Below are 18,004 nucleotides of genomic sequence, written 5' to 3'. Positions count from 1 at the left end.
GAGAAGGACAGGGGCGGCCGATGCCGGAGTGGACGTGGGAGTACGAAGGGTACGACCCCGCCGCCGAGCGGCTGCGGGAATCGCTCTGCACGCTCGGCAACGGCTGCTTCGCCACCCGCGGCGCGTTCCCCGAGTGCAGGGCCGGCCTGGTGCACTGCCCGGGAACCTACAGGGCCGGATGCTACAACCGCCTCGAGTCGACCGTGGCCGGGCGCCGGGTCGTCAACGAGGACATGGTCAACCTTCCGAACTGGCTGCCGCTGCGATTCCGCGTACGGTCGCAGGCCGGGACCTGGGGCCCGTGGCTCACCCCGGACTCCACCACCCTGCTCGACCACCGGCAGGTCCTGGACCTGCGCCGGGCCCTGCTCACCCGTACGTCGCGTTACCGGGACGGGACCGCGAGAGTGCTCCGGGTCGAACAGATCCGCCCGGCGCACATGGAGGACCCGCATCTGGCGGCGCTGCGGACGGTGCTCACCGCCGAGAACTGGTCGGGGGACGTCGAGGTCGAGTCCGCCCTGGACGGCGAGGTGATGAACACCAACGTCCACCGCTACCGGGCCCTCGACCGCCACCACCTGGCACGCGTACGCACCGGTGCGCGGGAGCCCGGGACGGCATGGCTGTGCTGCCGGACCAGCACGTCCGGCATCGGGATCGCCATGGCCGCCCGGACCGTCGTCGTGGGGCCGCCGCCCTCCTTCTCACAACTGCGCCCGAACCGGCGTCGTGCGGTCCACCGCATGGTGATCCCGATCGCTCCGGACCGGCCCGTCGAGGTGGAGAAGACCGTGGCGCTGCACACCTCCCGCGACGCCGCGATCGGCGACCCGCTCGGCGCGGCGGTCGACCGGGTGACCGCGGCCCCGGACTTCGCCACCCTGCTGGATGCGCACACCGCCGCCTGGCGGCGGATGTGGCGGCGCGCGGACATCCGCATTCCGGGCCGGGCGGGCCGTATCCTGCGGCTGCACCTCTTCCACGTGCTGCAGACACTGTCCCCGCACACGGCGGACCTCGACGTGGGTGTGCCGGCCCGGGGGCTCCACGGCGAGGCGTACCGGGGGCATGTGTTCTGGGACGAGCTCTTCGTCCTCCCCTACCTGAACCTGCACTTCCCCGAGGTGTCGCGGGCTCTGCTGACCTACCGTCACCGACGCCTGGACCGGGCCTGCCGGTCCGCCGCCGCCATCGGGCGGGCCGGGGCGATGTACCCGTGGCAGAGCGGCAGCGACGGCCGTGAGGAGACCCAGGAGCTGCATCTCAACCCCCGCTCGGGCCGCTGGCTGCCGGACAATTCCCGGCTCCAGCACCATGTCGGCTCGGCGGTCGCCTACAACGTGTGGCAGTACTGCGAGGCCACCGGCGACACCGAGTTCCTGTACACCAAGGGCGCGGAGATGCTGGTGCAGATCGCCCGGTTCTGGACGGACAGCTCGGTTCTCGATCCCGCGACGGGCCGCTACCGCATCCGGGGGGTCGTCGGCCCCGACGAGTACCACGACGGCTACCCCGGCGCCGACCGGCCGGGACTGGACGACAACACGTACACCAACGTCACCGCCGCATGGGTCATCGCCCGCGCCCTGGACCTGCTGCGCCGCCTTCCCGTCCGGTGCCGGCAGGAACTGTTCGAGCGCATCCGTCTGGACGGAGACGAACTCCCGAAGTGGGAGGAGGTCTCCCGGCGGCTGTACGTGCCGTTCCATCAGGGTGTCATCAGCCAGTTCGAGGCGTACGACGACCTGGCCGAACTGGACTGGGACGCCTACCGGGCGCGCTACGACAGCATCCGGCGGCTGGACCGGATCCTGGAGGCCGAGGGCGACACGGTCAACCGCTACAAGGCGTCCAAGCAGGCGGATGTCCTCATGCTCGGCTACCTCTTCCCGCCGACGGAGCTGCAGAGCCTGTTCCGTCGCCTCGGACATCACCTGGACGAGGAGACCTGGAGCAGAACCGTCGACTACTACCTGCACCGCACCAGCCACGGCTCCACCCTCAGTGAACTGGTGCACGGCTGGGTCCTCGCACGGGTGAGGCGGACCGGGGCATGGCAGTACTTCCATGAGGCACTGGAGGCGGACATCGCCGATGTCCAGGGCGGCACGACGGGGGAGGGCATCCATCTGGGGGCCATGGCCGGCACACTCGATCTGGTCCAGCGGGGCCTGACGGGGCTGGCACCCCGCGGGGACGCCCTGTCGCTGGATCCAGTACCGCTGCCGGCCCTGTCGGAGTACGGGTTCGTCCTGAGCCACCGCGGTCACCGGGGGATCGGCCTGCGGCTCCACAGCGGGCAGCTGGAACTCGCGGTGCCGGATTCGGAGGAGTCGCCGCTCCGCGTGGTCCTGGCCGACCGGGCCGTCACCGTCGCTCCCGGAGAGACCTGCACGCTCCAGCTGCCGACGAACTGACCGCACGCCATGATGAGAACGTCGCCGCGGGTCCTCAGCCGGCCCGGCCAGCGCCGCTATGACAGTCGAACGGGCGCTGCGTCGTGCGGGCCGTGAAAGGAGGTGGACCGTCATGGCGAAGAACGTGCTGGTCGCCTACGGGACGACGAACGGATCGACCGCGGAGATCGCCGAGGCCATCGCCGGAGTCCTGCGTGAGGAAGGGCTCACGGCCGAAGCGCGGGCAGCCGGGTCCGTCGCGAGTGCCGCATCGTACGACGCGGTCGTGGTCGGCGGCGGACTGTACGCCGGCCGCTGGCACAAGGACGCCCGCCGCTTCGTCCGCCGCCACAGCAAGGAGCTCGCCGCCCGTCCGCTGTGGCTCTTCAGCAGTGGACCGCTCGACGCCTCCGCGTCGGAGCGGGACATCCCGCCCGTGCCCTGGGTGCAGAAGGCCCTGGTCCGGCTCGACGCCCGGGACCACGTCACCTTCGGCGGCCGCCTGCGGGAGGGCGCGAAGGGCTGGGTCGCCCGGATGATCCTGCGCAACGGGAAGGGCGGGGACTTCCGAGACTTCGGCCGGATCGAGGCGTGGGCCGCGGGGATCGGCCGCGAGCTGACGAGCGGCTGACGGCGCGATCGGGGAGCGGCGGTCAGGGAGCGAGGGAGAAGTAGTTCTCCTCCTCCTGCGTGAAGTGCAGCCGCAGCACGGTGTGCAGGCCGTAGAGGCAGGCACGCAGGTCCTCGAGCTGCCCGGGTTCCAGCGCGCCCTGCGGCTCGGCGAGCGCCAGGTGGGCGGCCACCCGTCCGGCGAGCCGTTCGATCTCGGCGTGGGCGCGGCTCATGGTCGCCGTCGCCTCGGGTCCGCCGAGTGCCGGTTCGAGAGCCGGATAGAGCTGGTGCTCCTCCGCGTACTCGTGCGGCAGCAGCCGCTCGGTGAGCAGCCGGTTCACCTTGCGCACCGACTCCAGGGCCTGCCCGTCCCCGCCGGGATCCGAGAGCCGGGCCGCGGCGTCACGCACGGCCTGCAGTACGTCCTGCAGGTCCTCGTGCTCGGCTGCGAAGCGGTGGATCAGGGCCTCGGCGGCGGGTTCGAGGACAGGCCGGGCACCTCGATCCACGCGCAGGGCGCGCAGCGCGTTGAGGATGACCGCCACATCGATGCCCTCCTGCAGCAGCGCGCCGACGGCCGGGGGCAGCAGCCCCACGGCGGCCGCGCCCATGGCCGCCAGCGACAGGAGCATGCCCCCGAGAGCGCTCTGCACGGCGATACGGCGCGCCCGTACGGCGATCGACGTGGCGTCGGCCAGCCGGTCCACCCGGTCCGTGGTGAGGATGACGTCGGCGGCCTCGGAGGACGCGGTGGAACCCCGCGCCCCCATCGCCACGCCGACGTCCGCGGCGGCGAGCGCGGGCGCGTCGTTCACGCCGTCGCCGACCATGACGGTGACGGCGCGCCCGCGTTCCGCGCGGACCGCGGCCACCTTGTCGGCCGGGGTCAGTTCGGCCCGTACGCCGTCGAGTCCCAGGACGGCGGCGATCTCGCGGGCGGGTTCGGGCCGGTCGCCGGTGAGCATCACGATCCGGCCGATGCCGGCCGTACGCAGCCGTCTCAGGGCGCGTGGCGCGTCGTGGCGCAGGGGATCACGCAGCATGACGGCTCCCGTGGGAACACCGTCGACGGTGACCCAGGCGACGGCGGCACCGTCCAGCAGCGCCCGGTTCTCCGCGGCCCGCGCCCAGTCCGGGACCACCACTGCGGGCTCCAGACGGCCCACGGTCGTCCTGCGGCCCTCGACCATGCCGTACGCGCCCCGGCCGGCCTCCTCCGACACCTCCGTCGCCATCGACGGCTCAAGACCGCGCTCACGGGCCGCGTCGACGATGGCGTGGGCCAGGACGTGCGGCGAGTACTGGTCCACCGTGGCCGCCAGCCGCAGCACCTCGGCGGGTTGCCGGCCGGGGGCCGCGGTCACGTCGACCACGCACGGGCGGCCGCCGGTGAGGGTGCCTGTCTTGTCGAGCAGCAGCGTGCGGGCCCGCCCCAGGCGCTCCAGCGCGCCGCCGTCCCGGACCACCACACCCAGCCGGGACGCCCGGGACAGACCGGAGACGATCGCCACCGGGGCGGCGAGCAGCAGCGGGCAGGGGGTGGCGACCACCAGCACCGCCACGGCCCGCACCGCGGAGCCGCTCAGCAGCCAGGCCAGCCCCGCGACCGCCACCGAGAGGGGCAGGAACCAGGCCGCGTAGCGGTCGGCCAGGCGGACGACGGGGGCTGCTTCCGCGCCCGCCTGCCGGGCGAGGCGCACGATCCCGGCGTAGGTGCTGTCCTGCTCGGTCGCCGTGGCCCGCAGATCGAAGGCCCCGCCCGCGTTCACGACTCCGCTGCGCACCGTCTGTCCGGGCTCCCGTTCCACCGGCGCCGACTCGCCGGTGAGCACCGACTCGTCCAGAACGGCCGCCGGGCCCGCCACCTGCCCGTCTACGGGGACGACCTCGCCCGCGCCGACGACAAGAAGGTCCCCCACGGCGATCTCGGAGACGGGAACCGGGCGGACCTCGGTGCCGGTGCGCCGACGGGCGGTGCGGGGCGTGTGCGCGAGCAGCGCACGCAGGTCGTGGGAGGCGCGTCGCTGCGCGGCGGCCTCCAGCGCACGCCCGGTGGCCAGCATCAGACCGATCAGGGCCCCGGCGAGATACTCGCCGACGGCCAGGGTGCCGCCGAGGGCCAGGACCGCGATGAGGTCCACGCCGGCGTGACCGCGCCGCAGCGCGGCCACCACCCAGCCGATCGCGGGCACGACGGCGAAGGCCGTGCCCAGCGCCCAGCACAGGTCGGCGGCATCGCTGTGGCCCAGCAGCCGGAGGACGCCGCCTGCCGTGAGCGACGAGGTCGTGACCGCCAGGAGGACGGGTTCGAGCCAGGACGGCCCCACCGGCGCCGCGGCAGTGTCCGGCACCGGCTTCTGCGAGCCGGCCCGGCGGTTGTCGTCGGCGGGGTTGGTGTGGACCATGGCATTCCTCACCAGTCAGCGGTTCGCGACGGGACAGCCGGGGACAACCACCCGCCCGGCCGGACCGGTTACTCGGGCATTCCCTCGCCCTTGCCGAGGCGGGTGGACGGACTGCGGGGAGAGCGACGAGGAGGAGTCCGCCACCTGGTCGGGGCGGCCGCCTTCAGTGATGGACGGCCGCCCCCCGCACCACGGCGACCGGACAGTGCGCGTGATGCAGCAGCGCCTGGCTGACCGATCCCAGCAGCAGCCCGGTGAAACCGCCGCGTCCGCGGGCCCCGACCACCATCAGCCTGGCGGTCCGGCTCGCCTCGATCAGGGTCTCGCGGGTGAGGCCATGCACCGTCTTGTGCTCCACGACCACATCCGGATGCCGCTCCTGGTGCCCGGCCAGTGCCTCCGACAGCAGACGCTCCTCCTCCTGACCGAGAGCTTCGGACGGATTCGCGTACGGTTCGGATGGATCCTGAGGGGCGGGCAGCGGCGCGTTCCACGTGGTCCAGGCGTGCAACGCGACCAGGGTAGTCCCATGCAGCTCGGCCTCCTGGAAAGCGAATTCCACCGCCTCGTCCCCGGCGGAGGAACCATCAACACCTACCACGACCGGACCGTCGAGGCGGGCCTCCTCGCGCACGACGAGCACGGGGCAGCGCGCGTGCGCTGCGAGATGCACCGCCGTCGAACCCACCATGAGCCCGACGAACCCGCCCATCCCACGGGACCCGACGACCACCAGCTCGGCGGCACGCGACTGCGCTTCCAGCACCGTCAACGGCTCTCCCGTCACCACCGCGTGCGACACCTCCACCTCCGGCGCCACGGCCCTGGCACGCTCCACCGCCTCCGCCACCAGACGATCGACCATATTCTGCATCCCGCCCTCCGGCGGCCCCAGGGGCGACGGGCCCAGGGGAACATGCATGGCGGGCCAGAGGAAGGCGTGCACCACCCGCAATGCGGCCGTCCGCAGCCGGGCCTCCCGCGCGGCCACCTCCACCGCAGCGAGACTCGACGCCGACCCGTCCACGCCGACGATCACCAAACCACCCACTGCGCCTCCCGCGTCCGGAGCGTTCTCACTCCCTCCAGACTTACCCCAGTGATGTCCTGGTGCCATGGGACTTACGGCCCGCCCACAGGGCCATGTGGGTACACGGATGGCCCGGGGTGCGCGATCCGGTGCCCGAAAGGAGGTGGATGGCCGCTGGAACGTGACACCGGTGTTGCAGACCTTGGGACGGAGAGGCTACACGGCCTCCGTGGTGGTGATCGCATGGTCCATTCGACGCCGACCGTATCGGATCTGTGACCCGTACCAGAGAGTGCAGCACTCCTTGGCCGCCGTAGCCGATCGCGACCGTGGCCCCCGGGTCCTCGGGAAGCGGACAGCGCTCCTCCGGCATGTCCTCGGCCGTGCCGACGAGCACATCGGTGATCAGCGTACGAAGTGCCGCGATCACCTCCTTGTCGCGGCGTAGCCGCGCAGCAGAGCGTAGGCAAATCCTTTACAGAGACGGACGGACGCCCCCTAGGAACAAGGTCCTGTGGCAGTGGGGCAGTTGTCCGCGGCCCTCTTGCGGCTCAGTGACGCGGTGAATCAGCCAACGGCCAACGGACTGTGCTGGTGGGACCGGAACGAGGCCGTGGCACTACGAGGTCATCCCTTCCGCACCGACCCGGGTGCGCAGGTCGTGGAACTGGCGGTAGGCAGATGACCCCGCGAGCCCACGATCCCGGGCGGGACCTGGAGAGGTCCTGAAGGGGAAATGGCCGAAGCGCCGATACCGCCAGCGTCAGGGGTGAGGCCGTAGCACCGTGGCTGAATCGGATCAGGAAGTGGGCCCGGTGCCGGCGATCCTGAGACGAGAACGCAGAGCGTCTCAATACGGCGGACCAGGAGGAGCAGGTGACAGGCTGTCTGCGACCGCCTGCGGAAGTTGCCACTCGGAGCGCCCGCTGACCTGGCCTTGTGTCAGTCCGGCTCGGTGCGACGGCATCCCGATTGCAGAGTCTTGTTGTCATCTGCGTACAAGAGCGATGCTCCGACCGGGCCATTGCGGGTGCCTTGGATTCTTCGGAAACGAGATCCCGGTGTGGATCTTGGACGTATGTTCGTCCCCACGTGATCAGTTCGCGACGGAGGGCGAGGAGACGTGGTCTCGACTTTATCTGGCGGGCCCAGTTCCACTGGGAGAGTTGAGCGGACCGGCTTATGGTCCGACGCCTGCGGGCTGGGTGACCTCGCGCGCCTGCACACGGGACAGGAGACCTACCGCGAGGCCCTGAATCTCGGCGCGGGTTGGAGCGACCGCTGGACTGCCACCTGGCGCATGGACCGGACGCCGGTCACCTGCTCGGTGCGGAACCTCGTTGAGGTCGAGGTGTTCCGGAGCCAGCCGGTACGCCGCTTCACCTGGCGGACGGGCCAGTGGCATCGGCCGGGCCTGGAGTACCTGGTCAGCACTGACCGGCACCACGGCTTCGAGAGCTTCGAGGAAGAGCTGCTGCTCCTGATGGCCGACTTTGCGGCTGACCTCGTGGAGGCGCTGGCACAACCGTTTCGCCTGGACTTCTTGACCACGGACGGGGTGGTCAAGCACACCCCGGACTTCCTGCTGCTGACCGCGTCGGGGCCGTGGCTGGTCGATGTCCGACCGGCGGAACGCATCAAGCCGGAGGACGAGGTGAAGTTCGCCGCGTCGGCCGAGGCAGCACTGGTGGCTGGCTGGAACTACAGCGTGGTGACCGGCTGGCGGAAGCACATCGTGAGCATCGTCGACAGTCTCTCGGCAGGCCGACGGGAGCTGACAGATCAACTTGGCCTACAAGAAGAGATGTTGCAGGCAGCGGCCTCGGGCCCTCTCCTGTTCGGTGAGCTGGTTGAGCAGTGCAGCTATCCGGTGATCGCCCGGGCACACGCTCTGCATCTGCTGTGGCACCGCCGGCTGGGCGTCGACCTGTCCGCGCCGCTGACCGACTCGAGCCTGGTCCGCTTCGCAGCGGGCGACCGTCGACGCGGAGGCGAATCGTGACAACGCCGACCGCGACCGCCTGGAACCTGTCCCCTGGGAACGAGCTGATCGTCGACGGCGCCGAGTGGACGGTGGAGAGGTTCGAGCCGCAGGTCGGCAAGGTGGTCCTCGTGCCGTCCGAGGGCCCTGCGTGGCACACCTCGGTACGGCAACTGATGCACCACCCCGGTTGCCGGCCGTCCACCCGAACCCGTAAGGACCTGCCAGCCGCGAGCCGAGGGCGGCAGCCGAAGGCGATGACCGACCTGCCGCCCGAAAAGCAGCAGTTGACCCTGCTGCGATTGGCACACCTGAACGAGGTGGAAACCGGCTACCGCAGCGGTGACCCGCTGCTCGCCGCGCCGGGAGAACCACGCCAGCAGTACGACCCGGACACCACGACGTTGACGCAGCGCAGGCAGGCCAAGGCGGAGGAACTGCGCCGGGCCGCTGCGGAGAACCCCGAGGAGGCCGCCGCACTCGGCCTGAAACAGGTTGGCTACCGGACGCTGATCCGCTGGGACATGGACCGCCGCCGGTTCGGACCGGTGGGCGTCGCCGACGACCGATGGCTTCGCGAGGCGACCGGGCGCCGGATCTCACCGAACGTGCGGGAGGCGCTGTTCGCGGTCCGCGCGGAGACGCTGCACCGCTCCAAGCTCAGCGCGAAGGACCGCGAGCGCCTGATCCATCAGTACGTCCGGGAGACGTTCGGGCCGGACGAGCCCGTGCCCAGCTACCAGACGCTGCGGGTGGTCTGGCAGGAGTGGTTCGGCTCCACGGGGGCACGGCAGCGGTACGCGCGCTCGGCCGCCCGCGCCCAGGAAGTGGCCACCGGCAAGCACGTCGTGGTGCACCGTCCGGGCCAGGTGGTGGCGCTCGACACCACGATTCTGCCGGTCAAGGTCCGCGAGGACGTCTTCGGTGAACCCGTGTCTGTTCATCTGACGTTGGCCCTGGACGTGTACACGCATTCGATCGTGGCGTTCCGGCTCACCCTGGTCTCGGACACGTCGGTCGACGTGGCCATGGTCCTGCGCGACGTGATGATGCCGCTGCCGATGCGGCCGGACTGGGGCGAGGCAATGGAGTGGGCCTACCCGGGCGTCCCAGCGACGCTGGTGGCCGATTTTGCCGGGCACAAGACTGCGGGCCTGCCGTTCTTTGCTCCCGAGACCGTCACCACCGACCACGGATCGGTCTACAAGAACCATCACCTGATCGAGGTCCAGCGGGTGATCGGGGCGAACATACGCCCGGCCCGGGTTCTCCGCCCGACCGACAAGCAGGCCGTGGAGCGGGCCTTCGGGGCCATCCAGTCCCTGCTGTTCCGGATCCTTCCCGGCTACCAGGGGGTGGACGCCGCCGACCGTGGCGTGGACCCGGAGGGCGATGCGGTGCTGACCGTCGCCGAGATGGAGCACGTGATCGCCACCTGGATCGTCCGTGTGTGGCAGAACAGGCGATTCGGGTCGTACGCGCCGAGCTGGGACCCCGGTGGTGACCACAGCCCGAACAGCCTCTTCGCGGCGTCGATGGCCCAGGGCGGCTTCGCCCTGCAGATCCCTCGCCCTGAGCTGTACTACCAGCTGCTGCCGGCCCACCGCGTGATGATCCACGGCAAGCGCGGCGTGAAGATCAAGAACCTCTGGTACAACGGCGACGCGCTGGACGAGTACCGCTTCACACCCTCGCGCCGCGGCGGCGTAGCCAAGAACAGGTACGTCTTCCACCGGGATTCCCGCGACCCGCGCTTCGTGTTCTTCCAGGACCCGCGCACCCACGACTGGCACACCCTGCGCTGGACGGGCCTGCCCAGCGAGGGTGAGGTCCCCGCGTTCAGCGACGCACGGGTGCGCGAGGTGATGCGCGAAGTCCGGATTCGCGGTCTTGCCCCGAAGTCGGACGCGGAACTGCTGCCGCTGCTGCTGGAGCTGATCGGCGGCAACGTCCCCGTCGAGCAGTGGCCGACCCGGCTTACCAAGAGCCAGCGCATCGAGCATGCACGCGAGATGGCCCAGGTGGCGGCTGCGGCGGCCGACCGCCCGCCGGGCGCCACCGAAACCGTCGCCGACAGGTCGGTGAAACCCGAGGAAGGGGACAACGTCGTGCCGCTGCGATGGCGGGAGCGGGCCCAGCAGGGGCAGGCGGCGGTGGACGACGAGCGTCGCCGCCGGAGGGAGAAGGCGGTGCCTGAGCGCCCCGCCCCGCCTCCGGCGCTCGGGCAGCGGCTGCGTGAACGCAGCCTTCTGGCTTTGTCGGACGAAGACGAGCGCGAGGACATTGAGGGGGGACTGTGAGCGCAACCGGAAGTACGCCGCCGTGGGCGGGTGCGGCCTCATTCCTGCCGGGGCCGCCGCTGGACCGCACCCGGTACGTCAGCTGGCAGCGGTGGCGGACGTCCCGCGGCACCTTTATCCCGGCACCCGTGATGTCCGCCGGCGAGTACGCCCGCATGACCCCGCGTCAGCGCCGGATCTACAACCTTCACCGCCTGGCGACCCACAGCAGCCTGCCGGTCCAGGCCACTCCGATGAGCGAGGACGTGGCGTGGCTGGTGCGCACCCGGATCGAAGACGGAGCCTTCAGCCACAAGGCGGGCACCCGTACCGGGGTGATGGTCAACGGCGGCGGCGCCCAAGGAAAGACGGAGACCGTCTGCGAGGCAGTGGCCGCCTTCGAGGACGAGTGGCTGGCGCTGCATCAGCAGATCAACCCGGACGCAATGCCCGGCACACGCGACCTCCACGCCCCGGTGGCGTACGTACGCTGCCCGGTCAAGGCCACCCCGATCTCCACCTGCCAGCGCATCCTGGACTTCTACGGCGAGGACTACAAGGGGATGCGGCTTGAGGATCTGGTCCGCACGGTGAACGCCGCGATCATCGACCATGCCACCAAGGCGCTGGTCATCGACGACATCACGCGGCTCAAGCTCCACCGCGAGGCGGACCAGGACGTGCTGGACCTGATCCGCGAGATGATGAGCATGCCGGTGACCTTGATCCTGGTCGGCGTCGGCATCCCCACCTCCGGGCTGCTGCGGGATGGTCGGCGCGACCCCGTCACCAAGCAGTGGGTCTTCCCGCCGGTCAGGGATCGGGGCCGGAGTCCCAACGGCCATGCCGCCACCCAGCATGAACGGCGCTTCGAGCTGATCGATCTCGACCCGTTCGGATACGACACGCCAGAACAGATCGCTGCTTGGACAGCCCACCTGAGAGGGCTGGAGGGCTGTCTTCGGCTGTTGAACGACACCGACGGCATGCTCACCGCGGGCGACATGCCGGAGTACCTGTTCCGCCGCACGAACGGCGTGGTCGGCTTGCTGGAGAAGCTCATCCAGACCGGCTGCCGCCACGCCATCGAGACCAAGGCGGAGCAGCTGACGATCGACCTGCTCCAGCGGTGCACGGTCAGCCCCACCGACCTGCCCGACCTGGACGCCGAATCGGGCGAGCAGCCTCGCATCCCGGAGGTGCCCGACTCGAAGAAGAGGAAGCGGCTGGGCCGCAACAGCGTCTTCGACGACGCCGGCCCGACGGCCGGAATCGCGGGAGGCGCGTGATGACACCGCCACCGCTCGCGCGCAGTCTCGCGCCATTGCCGGAGGAGTCGCTCCCCAGCCTTCTCCTGCGGCTTGCTCGACGCCTGGGCCGATCCCCCGGCCGGATCGCCCATTTGTGCGGGCTGGCCGCGTACGAGCGCCGGCCACCGGCCTACCACCTGATCGGCCTGCCCGACGACATCGCTACCACGTTCGCCGCCGCCACTCGGCTGTCCCGAGCGGAAGCCAATGACCTCACCCTCCGCCGCTACGCGAGCACCTACCCGCCGCTGGCGAACGCCGAGGTCCACTCCAAGATCAACATGGTCGCTCAGCGGGAGTACTGGGCCTTCAACGCCAGCAGCCGGTACTGCCCCGAGTGCCTGAGCGGTGACCGCAGCCCCGTCCAGTCCGCCTTCGGCGGGCCCTGGAAGCTGAGCTGGCACCTGCCGGTGGTCTTCGCCTGCCCCCTGCATCACCGCCTGTTGGAAGTGGTCTGCCTGAGATGCGGAAATGTGCTGGGCGGGGCGTCGCAAAATCGTGGCAGCCTGGTCCGGGAACCACAGCGCGATGACCTCCACCCTCTGCAGTGCCGCAACCCGACGTCGGAGCAACGCGCTGCTGGGAAACGCAGGGACGTCTGCGGGGCCCGGCTGGACGCGGCTCCTCAGGTCAGCGGTAGCCACCTGTCCGCGGCGGAGCGAGCGCGCCTGATCGGCTTGCAGGAACGCCTGGACCGTCGGCTCGCACCAGACCCTGCCGAACCTGCCGCGGGAGAGCCGGGTGATCCCTTCCCCGATCTCATCCTCGCCGCCCAGTTGATCAAGCTCAGCTGGCCTGCTGGCGCCGATCTTTTGCCCACACACGCGACAGCCGCTCTCATCGACGCCCACGCCGCACCGATCACCGCGATCCTGGATGGCCCCTTGGCCACCACCAGCACGTACCTGCGGATGGCGGACCTGCGGCCGGCCCCGAGTGACCCGGCCACGTGCGGGGCCCTGCTCCTTGCTGCTGACACGCTTCTCGGCGATTGCGAGCCGTCGTTGCTGCGAGAACGTGTCCAGCCACTGGTACAGGCGGCCTACGAGCGACATTCGAAGCGTGCCTACCAGATCCTGCGAGGCACGCAGGTTTCCGCGTCCCTGGCCCGCTCCCTGGTCCGGCGGCGTCAGGTCTTCCACGCCGGCGGCAGCAGCCGCGGCCCGGGTCGCCTGCGCGTTCCCTCACGGGACTGTGCCTTCAGCCCCGGGGAGGTCCCGCAGTTGCTGCCGCAAGCCTGGTTCGACGACCATCTCGCTCACCTCATCGACCACATGCTGCAGGTCAACATCGGAACTGTGCGTCACGTGCGGCGAGCGGCGTCTTTGAAGCTGATGGAGATGACCGCGGGCGGCACGTGGGCCGAGTGCGCCGAGTCGCTGGGTATGCCGCGGGGCTCGGCTGACGGGACGCTCGCCGTACTCGCCAGGGCGATGCCCAGCAGCCTGTGGGAAGAGTTCGAAGCCGGCGTCGAAGGGATCGCTGCCGAGCTCGACAGCAGCCCCGACCGGGTCAACTACGCACGACGGCGTCGCGCCATGGCAACCTGGCGGATGCCGCCGCGCGATTGGCCCAAGCTGTGCAGCGGGATACCCAAGCTCGGCCGTCTGGCGCGGCAAGAGCCTGACTTTGCCACGGTTCTCGTCTGGGTTGAGGTCACCCAGTCCGAGCATCTCAACTGCCCTCTTCTTGCGCTTTCCAGCCAGGACAGGAAGCTGCTGGTCGACCAGGTTGCCCAGTTCCTCACCCCAGCCAACCAGAAGGCCGGACGCCTTGAACTTCGCCGCCGACTCGTCCTGTATGCCGCTCGCCTCGCCGTGCAATGCGACTCCGCGGCCCCCGGTACCTTTGGGCAGGCCCCTTCGACAGCTTCAGATGACCGGAGCACAGTAGGCGAGGTGAGATGAGACGGATGCCAACCCCGCGCGGGGGTCGCTGACGATCGAGCTCGGCCGAGGTGACGTCGGGCTGAGCCGTGACGCGCTGCCGCTACGACCGTCCGCGGCGCCTTCGTCCGGTAGCACGGTGCGGTCAGTGGATCGGCGCCATGCCTGGCGGCAGTTCGGCCGCCTTGGAGTGGCCGAAGTCGATACCCGTGAGCGAACAATAGTTCGTCTAACTGGGGCGAGAGCTGGAGAAGGGACGGCCAGAACCACTGCGGTGGTGTTTACCCCGATAGCGCGTACCGGCACCAGGAAGGGCCGAACCGGCGGAAGACGGTTCGCTGGGAGACCCTGGGGGACGTCCGCCACCGCGACGTCGGCTGGTGGGTGCCATGGCCCGGTCGAAGGCCAGCAGTGGCGCGGGGGATGATGAAGAGGTGAACAAGGAACAGACCGTTTGCTGGTTGGATAGTTCGGGAGCGGAGCGGTGCGCCCTGTGGCGGTCGGAGAGCGGCGCGCCGCCACCAAAACAGGTGCTGGTGGCCGATGACCGGATGAACGCCGACACCGCGTTCCGCCTGGCGTGCGAGGGAACCTCGCTGTTATGGCGCGGTGACTTCCACAACGCCCGTCAACTGCTGGGGGCGATGGCGCGCCGCGTCGACCGTAAACCGCCGAAGCCGGGGGCGTCACCGGAGCAGAGCTTCCATTTGTACCGTCAGGCGCAGTCGAGACGTGCACGAATCCTGGGCATGCTGCTCTTGCCGGTCGAAGCGGGGCATGTGATCCCCCTGCGCCGAGCCCCGGACGTGCGACTGGCTTGCGAGCAGGCGTACGGGCAGTGCCGCGAACCTTATGTCATGTCACTGCGCGAGCTTCAGGGTGTCCTTGGGGCCGGCGAATGGCGCAAGAAGGGAGTCCACGTGCCGGCGCTCGGCGAGTCGATCACGCCGCACTACGGTGTGTTCTCCCCGGTGCGTGGCGAGTACGTCGATCTAGTGGCCGAGGCACCGCTGCCGCCACAGGGCACGGCATTCGACATCGGCACCGGCTCGGGGGTTCTCGCCGCAGTCTTGGCCCGGCGCGGCGTTCGGCGGGTGGTGGCCACGGACCTGGACACACGTGCGCTCGTCTGCGCGCGAGAGAACATCGACCGGCTGGGCCTGTCATCCACCGTGGACATCCAGCAGGCCGATCTTTTCCCCGGCGGCCGGGCATCCCTGATCGTCTGCAACCCTCCGTGGCTTCCGGGCCGGGCCCGGACGCCGCTCGAACACGCGGTGTACGACCCGGGAAGCCGGATGCTCCGCGGCTTCCTCGACGGCCTGTCCGCCCATCTGGAACCCGGCGGTGAGGGATGGCTCATCATCTCCGACCTTGCTGAGCGCCTGGGGCTGCGGTCCCGCACAGAGCTGACCGAACTGTTCGATCAGGCCGGCCTGACGGTGATGGGGCGCCTTGACGCCCGGCCGCTGCACCCCCGTGCCCACGACCCCGCCGATCCGCTGCACTCCTCACGGAAGGCGGAAGTGACCACGCTGTGGAGGCTGGCGGTGAGTCCAGGCGCCGCCGATGGAACACGCCGGTAGCGTGATAGCGGGAGCCTGGGGCGTCAGGCTCCCGTGCGACCCCAGTCACCGAACAACTCCGGTCGCAGCGAGTCCAGAGCGGACTCGAACGCCACAGACAGGGCTTCCAGATCCCTGTCCGCTCGCAGGTACCAGTCCCGGGTGACGACGCGGCCGAATGCCTTGAACACTGCCACGATGAACCGCGGACGGAAGTCGTCGCTTAGATCGACACCTTCACGCGCGGCGACGACCCGGGCGAGCTTGTCCTCCATCTCCTCGCTGCGGCGCAGATGCTCCGCGAGGAGCTCGGGAGTGCGCTCGACCAGCCGCATCATTGCCATGTGCAACGCACCGTCCCCGCCATCCAGTTCACCGTCGCGTACGCGCTCCAGGACGGCCCGGAAGGCACCGCTCATGGCCTGCAACGGATTCTCGTCCGCCGGCCGGGCCTCCAGGGCGGCGAGAAACGCCTCGTCGATGGCGCTGATGGGTGTGAGAGCCACCTCTTCTTTGCTGGCGAAGTGGCGGAAGAACGTACGCGGATGCACCTCGACCGCCTCGGTGATCTGTTCCACGGTCGTGTGCTCGTAACCCTGCGCCAGGAAGAGCTCTAGAGCTTCGCGGATCAGCTGATTACGCGTACGGCGGAGCTTTCGTTGCCGCAGGCCGGTGCTGTTGGAGGTCTTGGTTTCGGCGGTATCCACCCCGCTACCCTACCTCGCGCCACCCGATGACAACTGTCTGGCATTGTCAAATGTCACTCACTGCTGTTACCTTCGGGTCATGTTCTCCTCGTCACACCCGTGTCCGTCCTGCCGGAAATCGTTGGGGGGACGCTGAATGAGCACGGCAACGCACGACGAGCCGCCAGGCGTCAGGGAAACTCCTGCTTCCGGTCTGCGTGGACGTCCCTGGCCGACGCTTCTTGCGGTCGCGGTCGGCGTGATGATGGTGGCTCTGGACAGCACCATCGTCGCCATCGCCAACCCCGCCATCCAGCAGGACCTCCACGCCTCGTTGGCCGACGTGCAATGGATCACCAACGGCTATCTGCTGGCACTCGCGGTCTCACTGATCACGGCCGGCAAACTGGGCGACAGGTTCGGACACCGCCAGACCTTCCTGGTCGGAGTGGCGGGCTTCGCCGTCACTTCGGCGGCCATCGGTCTTTCCGACAGCGTCGCGGCGATCGTCGTCTTCCGCGTTCTCCAGGGCCTGTTCGGCGCTCTGATGCAGCCGTCCGCGCTCGGCCTGCTGCGGGTCACGTTCCCGCCCGACAAGCTCAACATGGCGATTGGCATCTGGAGTGGCGTAGTCGGCGCCTCGACTGCTGCCGGGCCGATCGTCGGCGGACTCCTCGTCCAGCATGTCAGCTGGGAGGCGGTCTTCTTCATCAACGTGCCGGTCGGCCTCGCCGCGCTCGTCGTCGGCCTCATCATCCTGACGGACGCGCGCGCCGAGCGCGCCCCGAAGTCCTTCGACGTCTCCGGCATCGTGCTCCTGTCCGGAGCCATGTTCTGCCTGGTCTGGGGCCTGATCAAGGCTCCAGCCTGGGGATGGGGCGATCTGCGGACGCTGGGCTTCCTGGCCGCCGCCGTCCTCGCCTTCGCCGGTTTCACGCTGCGTGAGCGCAGGGCCATCGAGCCACTGATGCCGCTCGCCATGTTCCGTTCCGTGCCGCTGACTGCGGGAACCGTACTCATGGTGCTGATGGCGTTCTCGTTCATTGGTGGACTCTTTTTCGTTACGTTCTACCTGCAGAACGTCCATGGCATGAGCCCGGTCGAGAGCGGTGTGCACCTGCTGCCGCTCACCGGCATGATGATTGTCGGTGCTCCAGTGTCCGGTGCCGTGATCAGTCGGTTCGGACCACGCGGGCCGCTGGTGGTGGGCATGCTCCTGACGGCGGCCTCCTTGTGGGGGATGTCGACACTGGAAGCAGACAGCGGTATGGGGATCACCTCGCTCTGGTTCGTGCTGCTGGGCCTTGGTCTCGCTCCGGTGATGGTGGGGACGACGGACGTCATCGTCAGCAACGCCCCGGCCGAACTGGCCGGTGTGGCCGGCGGTCTGCAGCAGTCCGCGATGCAGGTCGGCGGAAGTCTCGGCACCGCCGTACTCGGCGTCCTCATGGCCTCCCGGGTCGGCAACGTCTTCCCCGACAAGTGGGCGGAGGCGAACCTGCCACGACTCAGCCCGGAAGAGGCCGCGACGATGGAAGACGCGGCCAAGGTCGGAGTCGCCCCGCCGGCCGACGCCGTGCCCGGCCAGCATGCCGAGACTCTCTCCGATGTCGTCCACTCCTCATTCATCTCGGGAATGGGTCTGGCCTTCACCGTGGCTGGCGTCGTCGCGCTCGTGGGAGCCGCCTTCGCCATGCTCACCAAGAAGGCGAAGCTCGAGAAGGCGCCAGACAAAGCACTGGCCCCGGCCTCAACAGGATGACAGCCCTGAAACGCCTCATGAATACCCGTTGGTGATGCCGGCGGGGTCCGACCGAACGGGCCCCGCCGGCACTGCTGTTTCATTGGTGT

11 protein-coding genes are annotated in these 18,004 nt (G+C 69.7%); 8 read left to right on the top strand and 3 right to left on the bottom strand.

From position 1 onward, the window contains the following. The first annotated feature begins 20 nt into the window (after positions 1-20). Together ACZ62B_RS25025 and ACZ62B_RS25020 are read left to right on the top strand one after the other, a co-directional pair. Complete coding sequence (locus ACZ62B_RS25025) at positions 21-2,420, top strand: glycoside hydrolase family 65 protein (protein WP_469692138.1); 2,400 nt, start codon at positions 21-23, stop codon at positions 2,418-2,420. Positions 2,421-2,532: 112 nt separating this feature from the next. Then, positions 2,533-3,030 carry a flavodoxin domain-containing protein gene (locus ACZ62B_RS25020; RefSeq protein ID WP_344560287.1) on the top strand — a complete coding sequence of 166 codons (498 nt, stop codon included), beginning with the start codon at positions 2,533-2,535 and terminating at the stop codon, positions 3,028-3,030. Between the two features lie 22 nt (positions 3,031-3,052). On the opposite strand, the gene ACZ62B_RS25015 is transcribed toward ACZ62B_RS25020, so the two are convergent. Beyond that, complete coding sequence (locus ACZ62B_RS25015; protein ID WP_469692136.1) at positions 3,053-5,416, bottom strand: heavy metal translocating P-type ATPase; 2,364 nt, start codon at positions 5,414-5,416, stop codon at positions 3,053-3,055. A gap of 163 nt (positions 5,417-5,579) precedes the next feature. Continuing rightward, positions 5,580-6,467, bottom strand: coding sequence for a universal stress protein (locus ACZ62B_RS25010; protein WP_468890342.1), 888 nt, complete (start codon positions 6,465-6,467; stop codon positions 5,580-5,582). Positions 6,468-7,569: 1,102 nt separating this feature from the next. On the opposite strand from ACZ62B_RS25010, the gene ACZ62B_RS25005 reads away from it, so the two are divergent. The 5 genes from ACZ62B_RS25005 to ACZ62B_RS24985 all read left to right on the top strand — a co-directional run bounded on the left by ACZ62B_RS25005 (position 7,570) and on the right by ACZ62B_RS24985 (position 15,488). Continuing rightward, positions 7,570-8,448 carry a TnsA-like heteromeric transposase endonuclease subunit gene (locus tag ACZ62B_RS25005; RefSeq protein ID WP_469692135.1) on the top strand — a complete coding sequence of 293 codons (879 nt, stop codon included), beginning with the start codon at positions 7,570-7,572 and terminating at the stop codon, positions 8,446-8,448. A gap of 236 nt (positions 8,449-8,684) precedes the next feature. Then, positions 8,685-10,727 (top strand): transposase, encoded by a 2,043-nt coding sequence (locus ACZ62B_RS25000; protein ID WP_469692133.1) that lies wholly within the window; start codon positions 8,685-8,687, stop codon positions 10,725-10,727. Then, positions 10,724-11,995 carry an AAA family ATPase gene (locus tag ACZ62B_RS24995; RefSeq protein ID WP_469692131.1) on the top strand — a complete coding sequence of 424 codons (1,272 nt, stop codon included), beginning with the start codon at positions 10,724-10,726 and terminating at the stop codon, positions 11,993-11,995. The genes ACZ62B_RS25000 and ACZ62B_RS24995 overlap by 4 nt, the downstream gene beginning before the upstream one ends. After that, positions 11,995-13,923 carry a TniQ family protein gene (locus ACZ62B_RS24990; protein WP_469692130.1) on the top strand — a complete coding sequence of 643 codons (1,929 nt, stop codon included), beginning with the start codon at positions 11,995-11,997 and terminating at the stop codon, positions 13,921-13,923. Before ACZ62B_RS24995 ends, ACZ62B_RS24990 begins: the two co-directional genes overlap by 1 nt. Positions 13,924-14,336: 413 nt before the next feature. Further along, complete coding sequence (locus ACZ62B_RS24985; protein ID WP_469692128.1) at positions 14,337-15,488, top strand: methyltransferase; 1,152 nt, start codon at positions 14,337-14,339, stop codon at positions 15,486-15,488. Between the two features lie 23 nt (positions 15,489-15,511). Here ACZ62B_RS24985 and ACZ62B_RS24980 read toward each other — a convergent pair whose 3' ends face one another. Continuing rightward, a complete protein-coding gene (locus tag ACZ62B_RS24980) occupies positions 15,512-16,174 on the bottom strand; it encodes a TetR/AcrR family transcriptional regulator (protein ID WP_469692126.1) in 663 nt (220 codons plus the stop codon). 136 nt (positions 16,175-16,310) lie between these two features. Here ACZ62B_RS24980 and tcmA point away from each other — a divergent pair, with 136 nt between their 5' ends. After that, positions 16,311-17,915 (top strand): tetracenomycin C efflux MFS transporter, encoded by a 1,605-nt coding sequence (tcmA, locus tag ACZ62B_RS24975; RefSeq protein WP_469692124.1) that lies wholly within the window; start codon positions 16,311-16,313, stop codon positions 17,913-17,915. Positions 17,916-18,004: the final 89 nt, after the last annotated feature.

It is taken from the genome of Streptomyces sp. NPDC053426 (genome assembly GCF_055585405.1).
The sequence above is the reverse complement of the archived record's forward strand: the minus strand, read 5'-3'. Positions and strand labels throughout refer to the sequence as shown.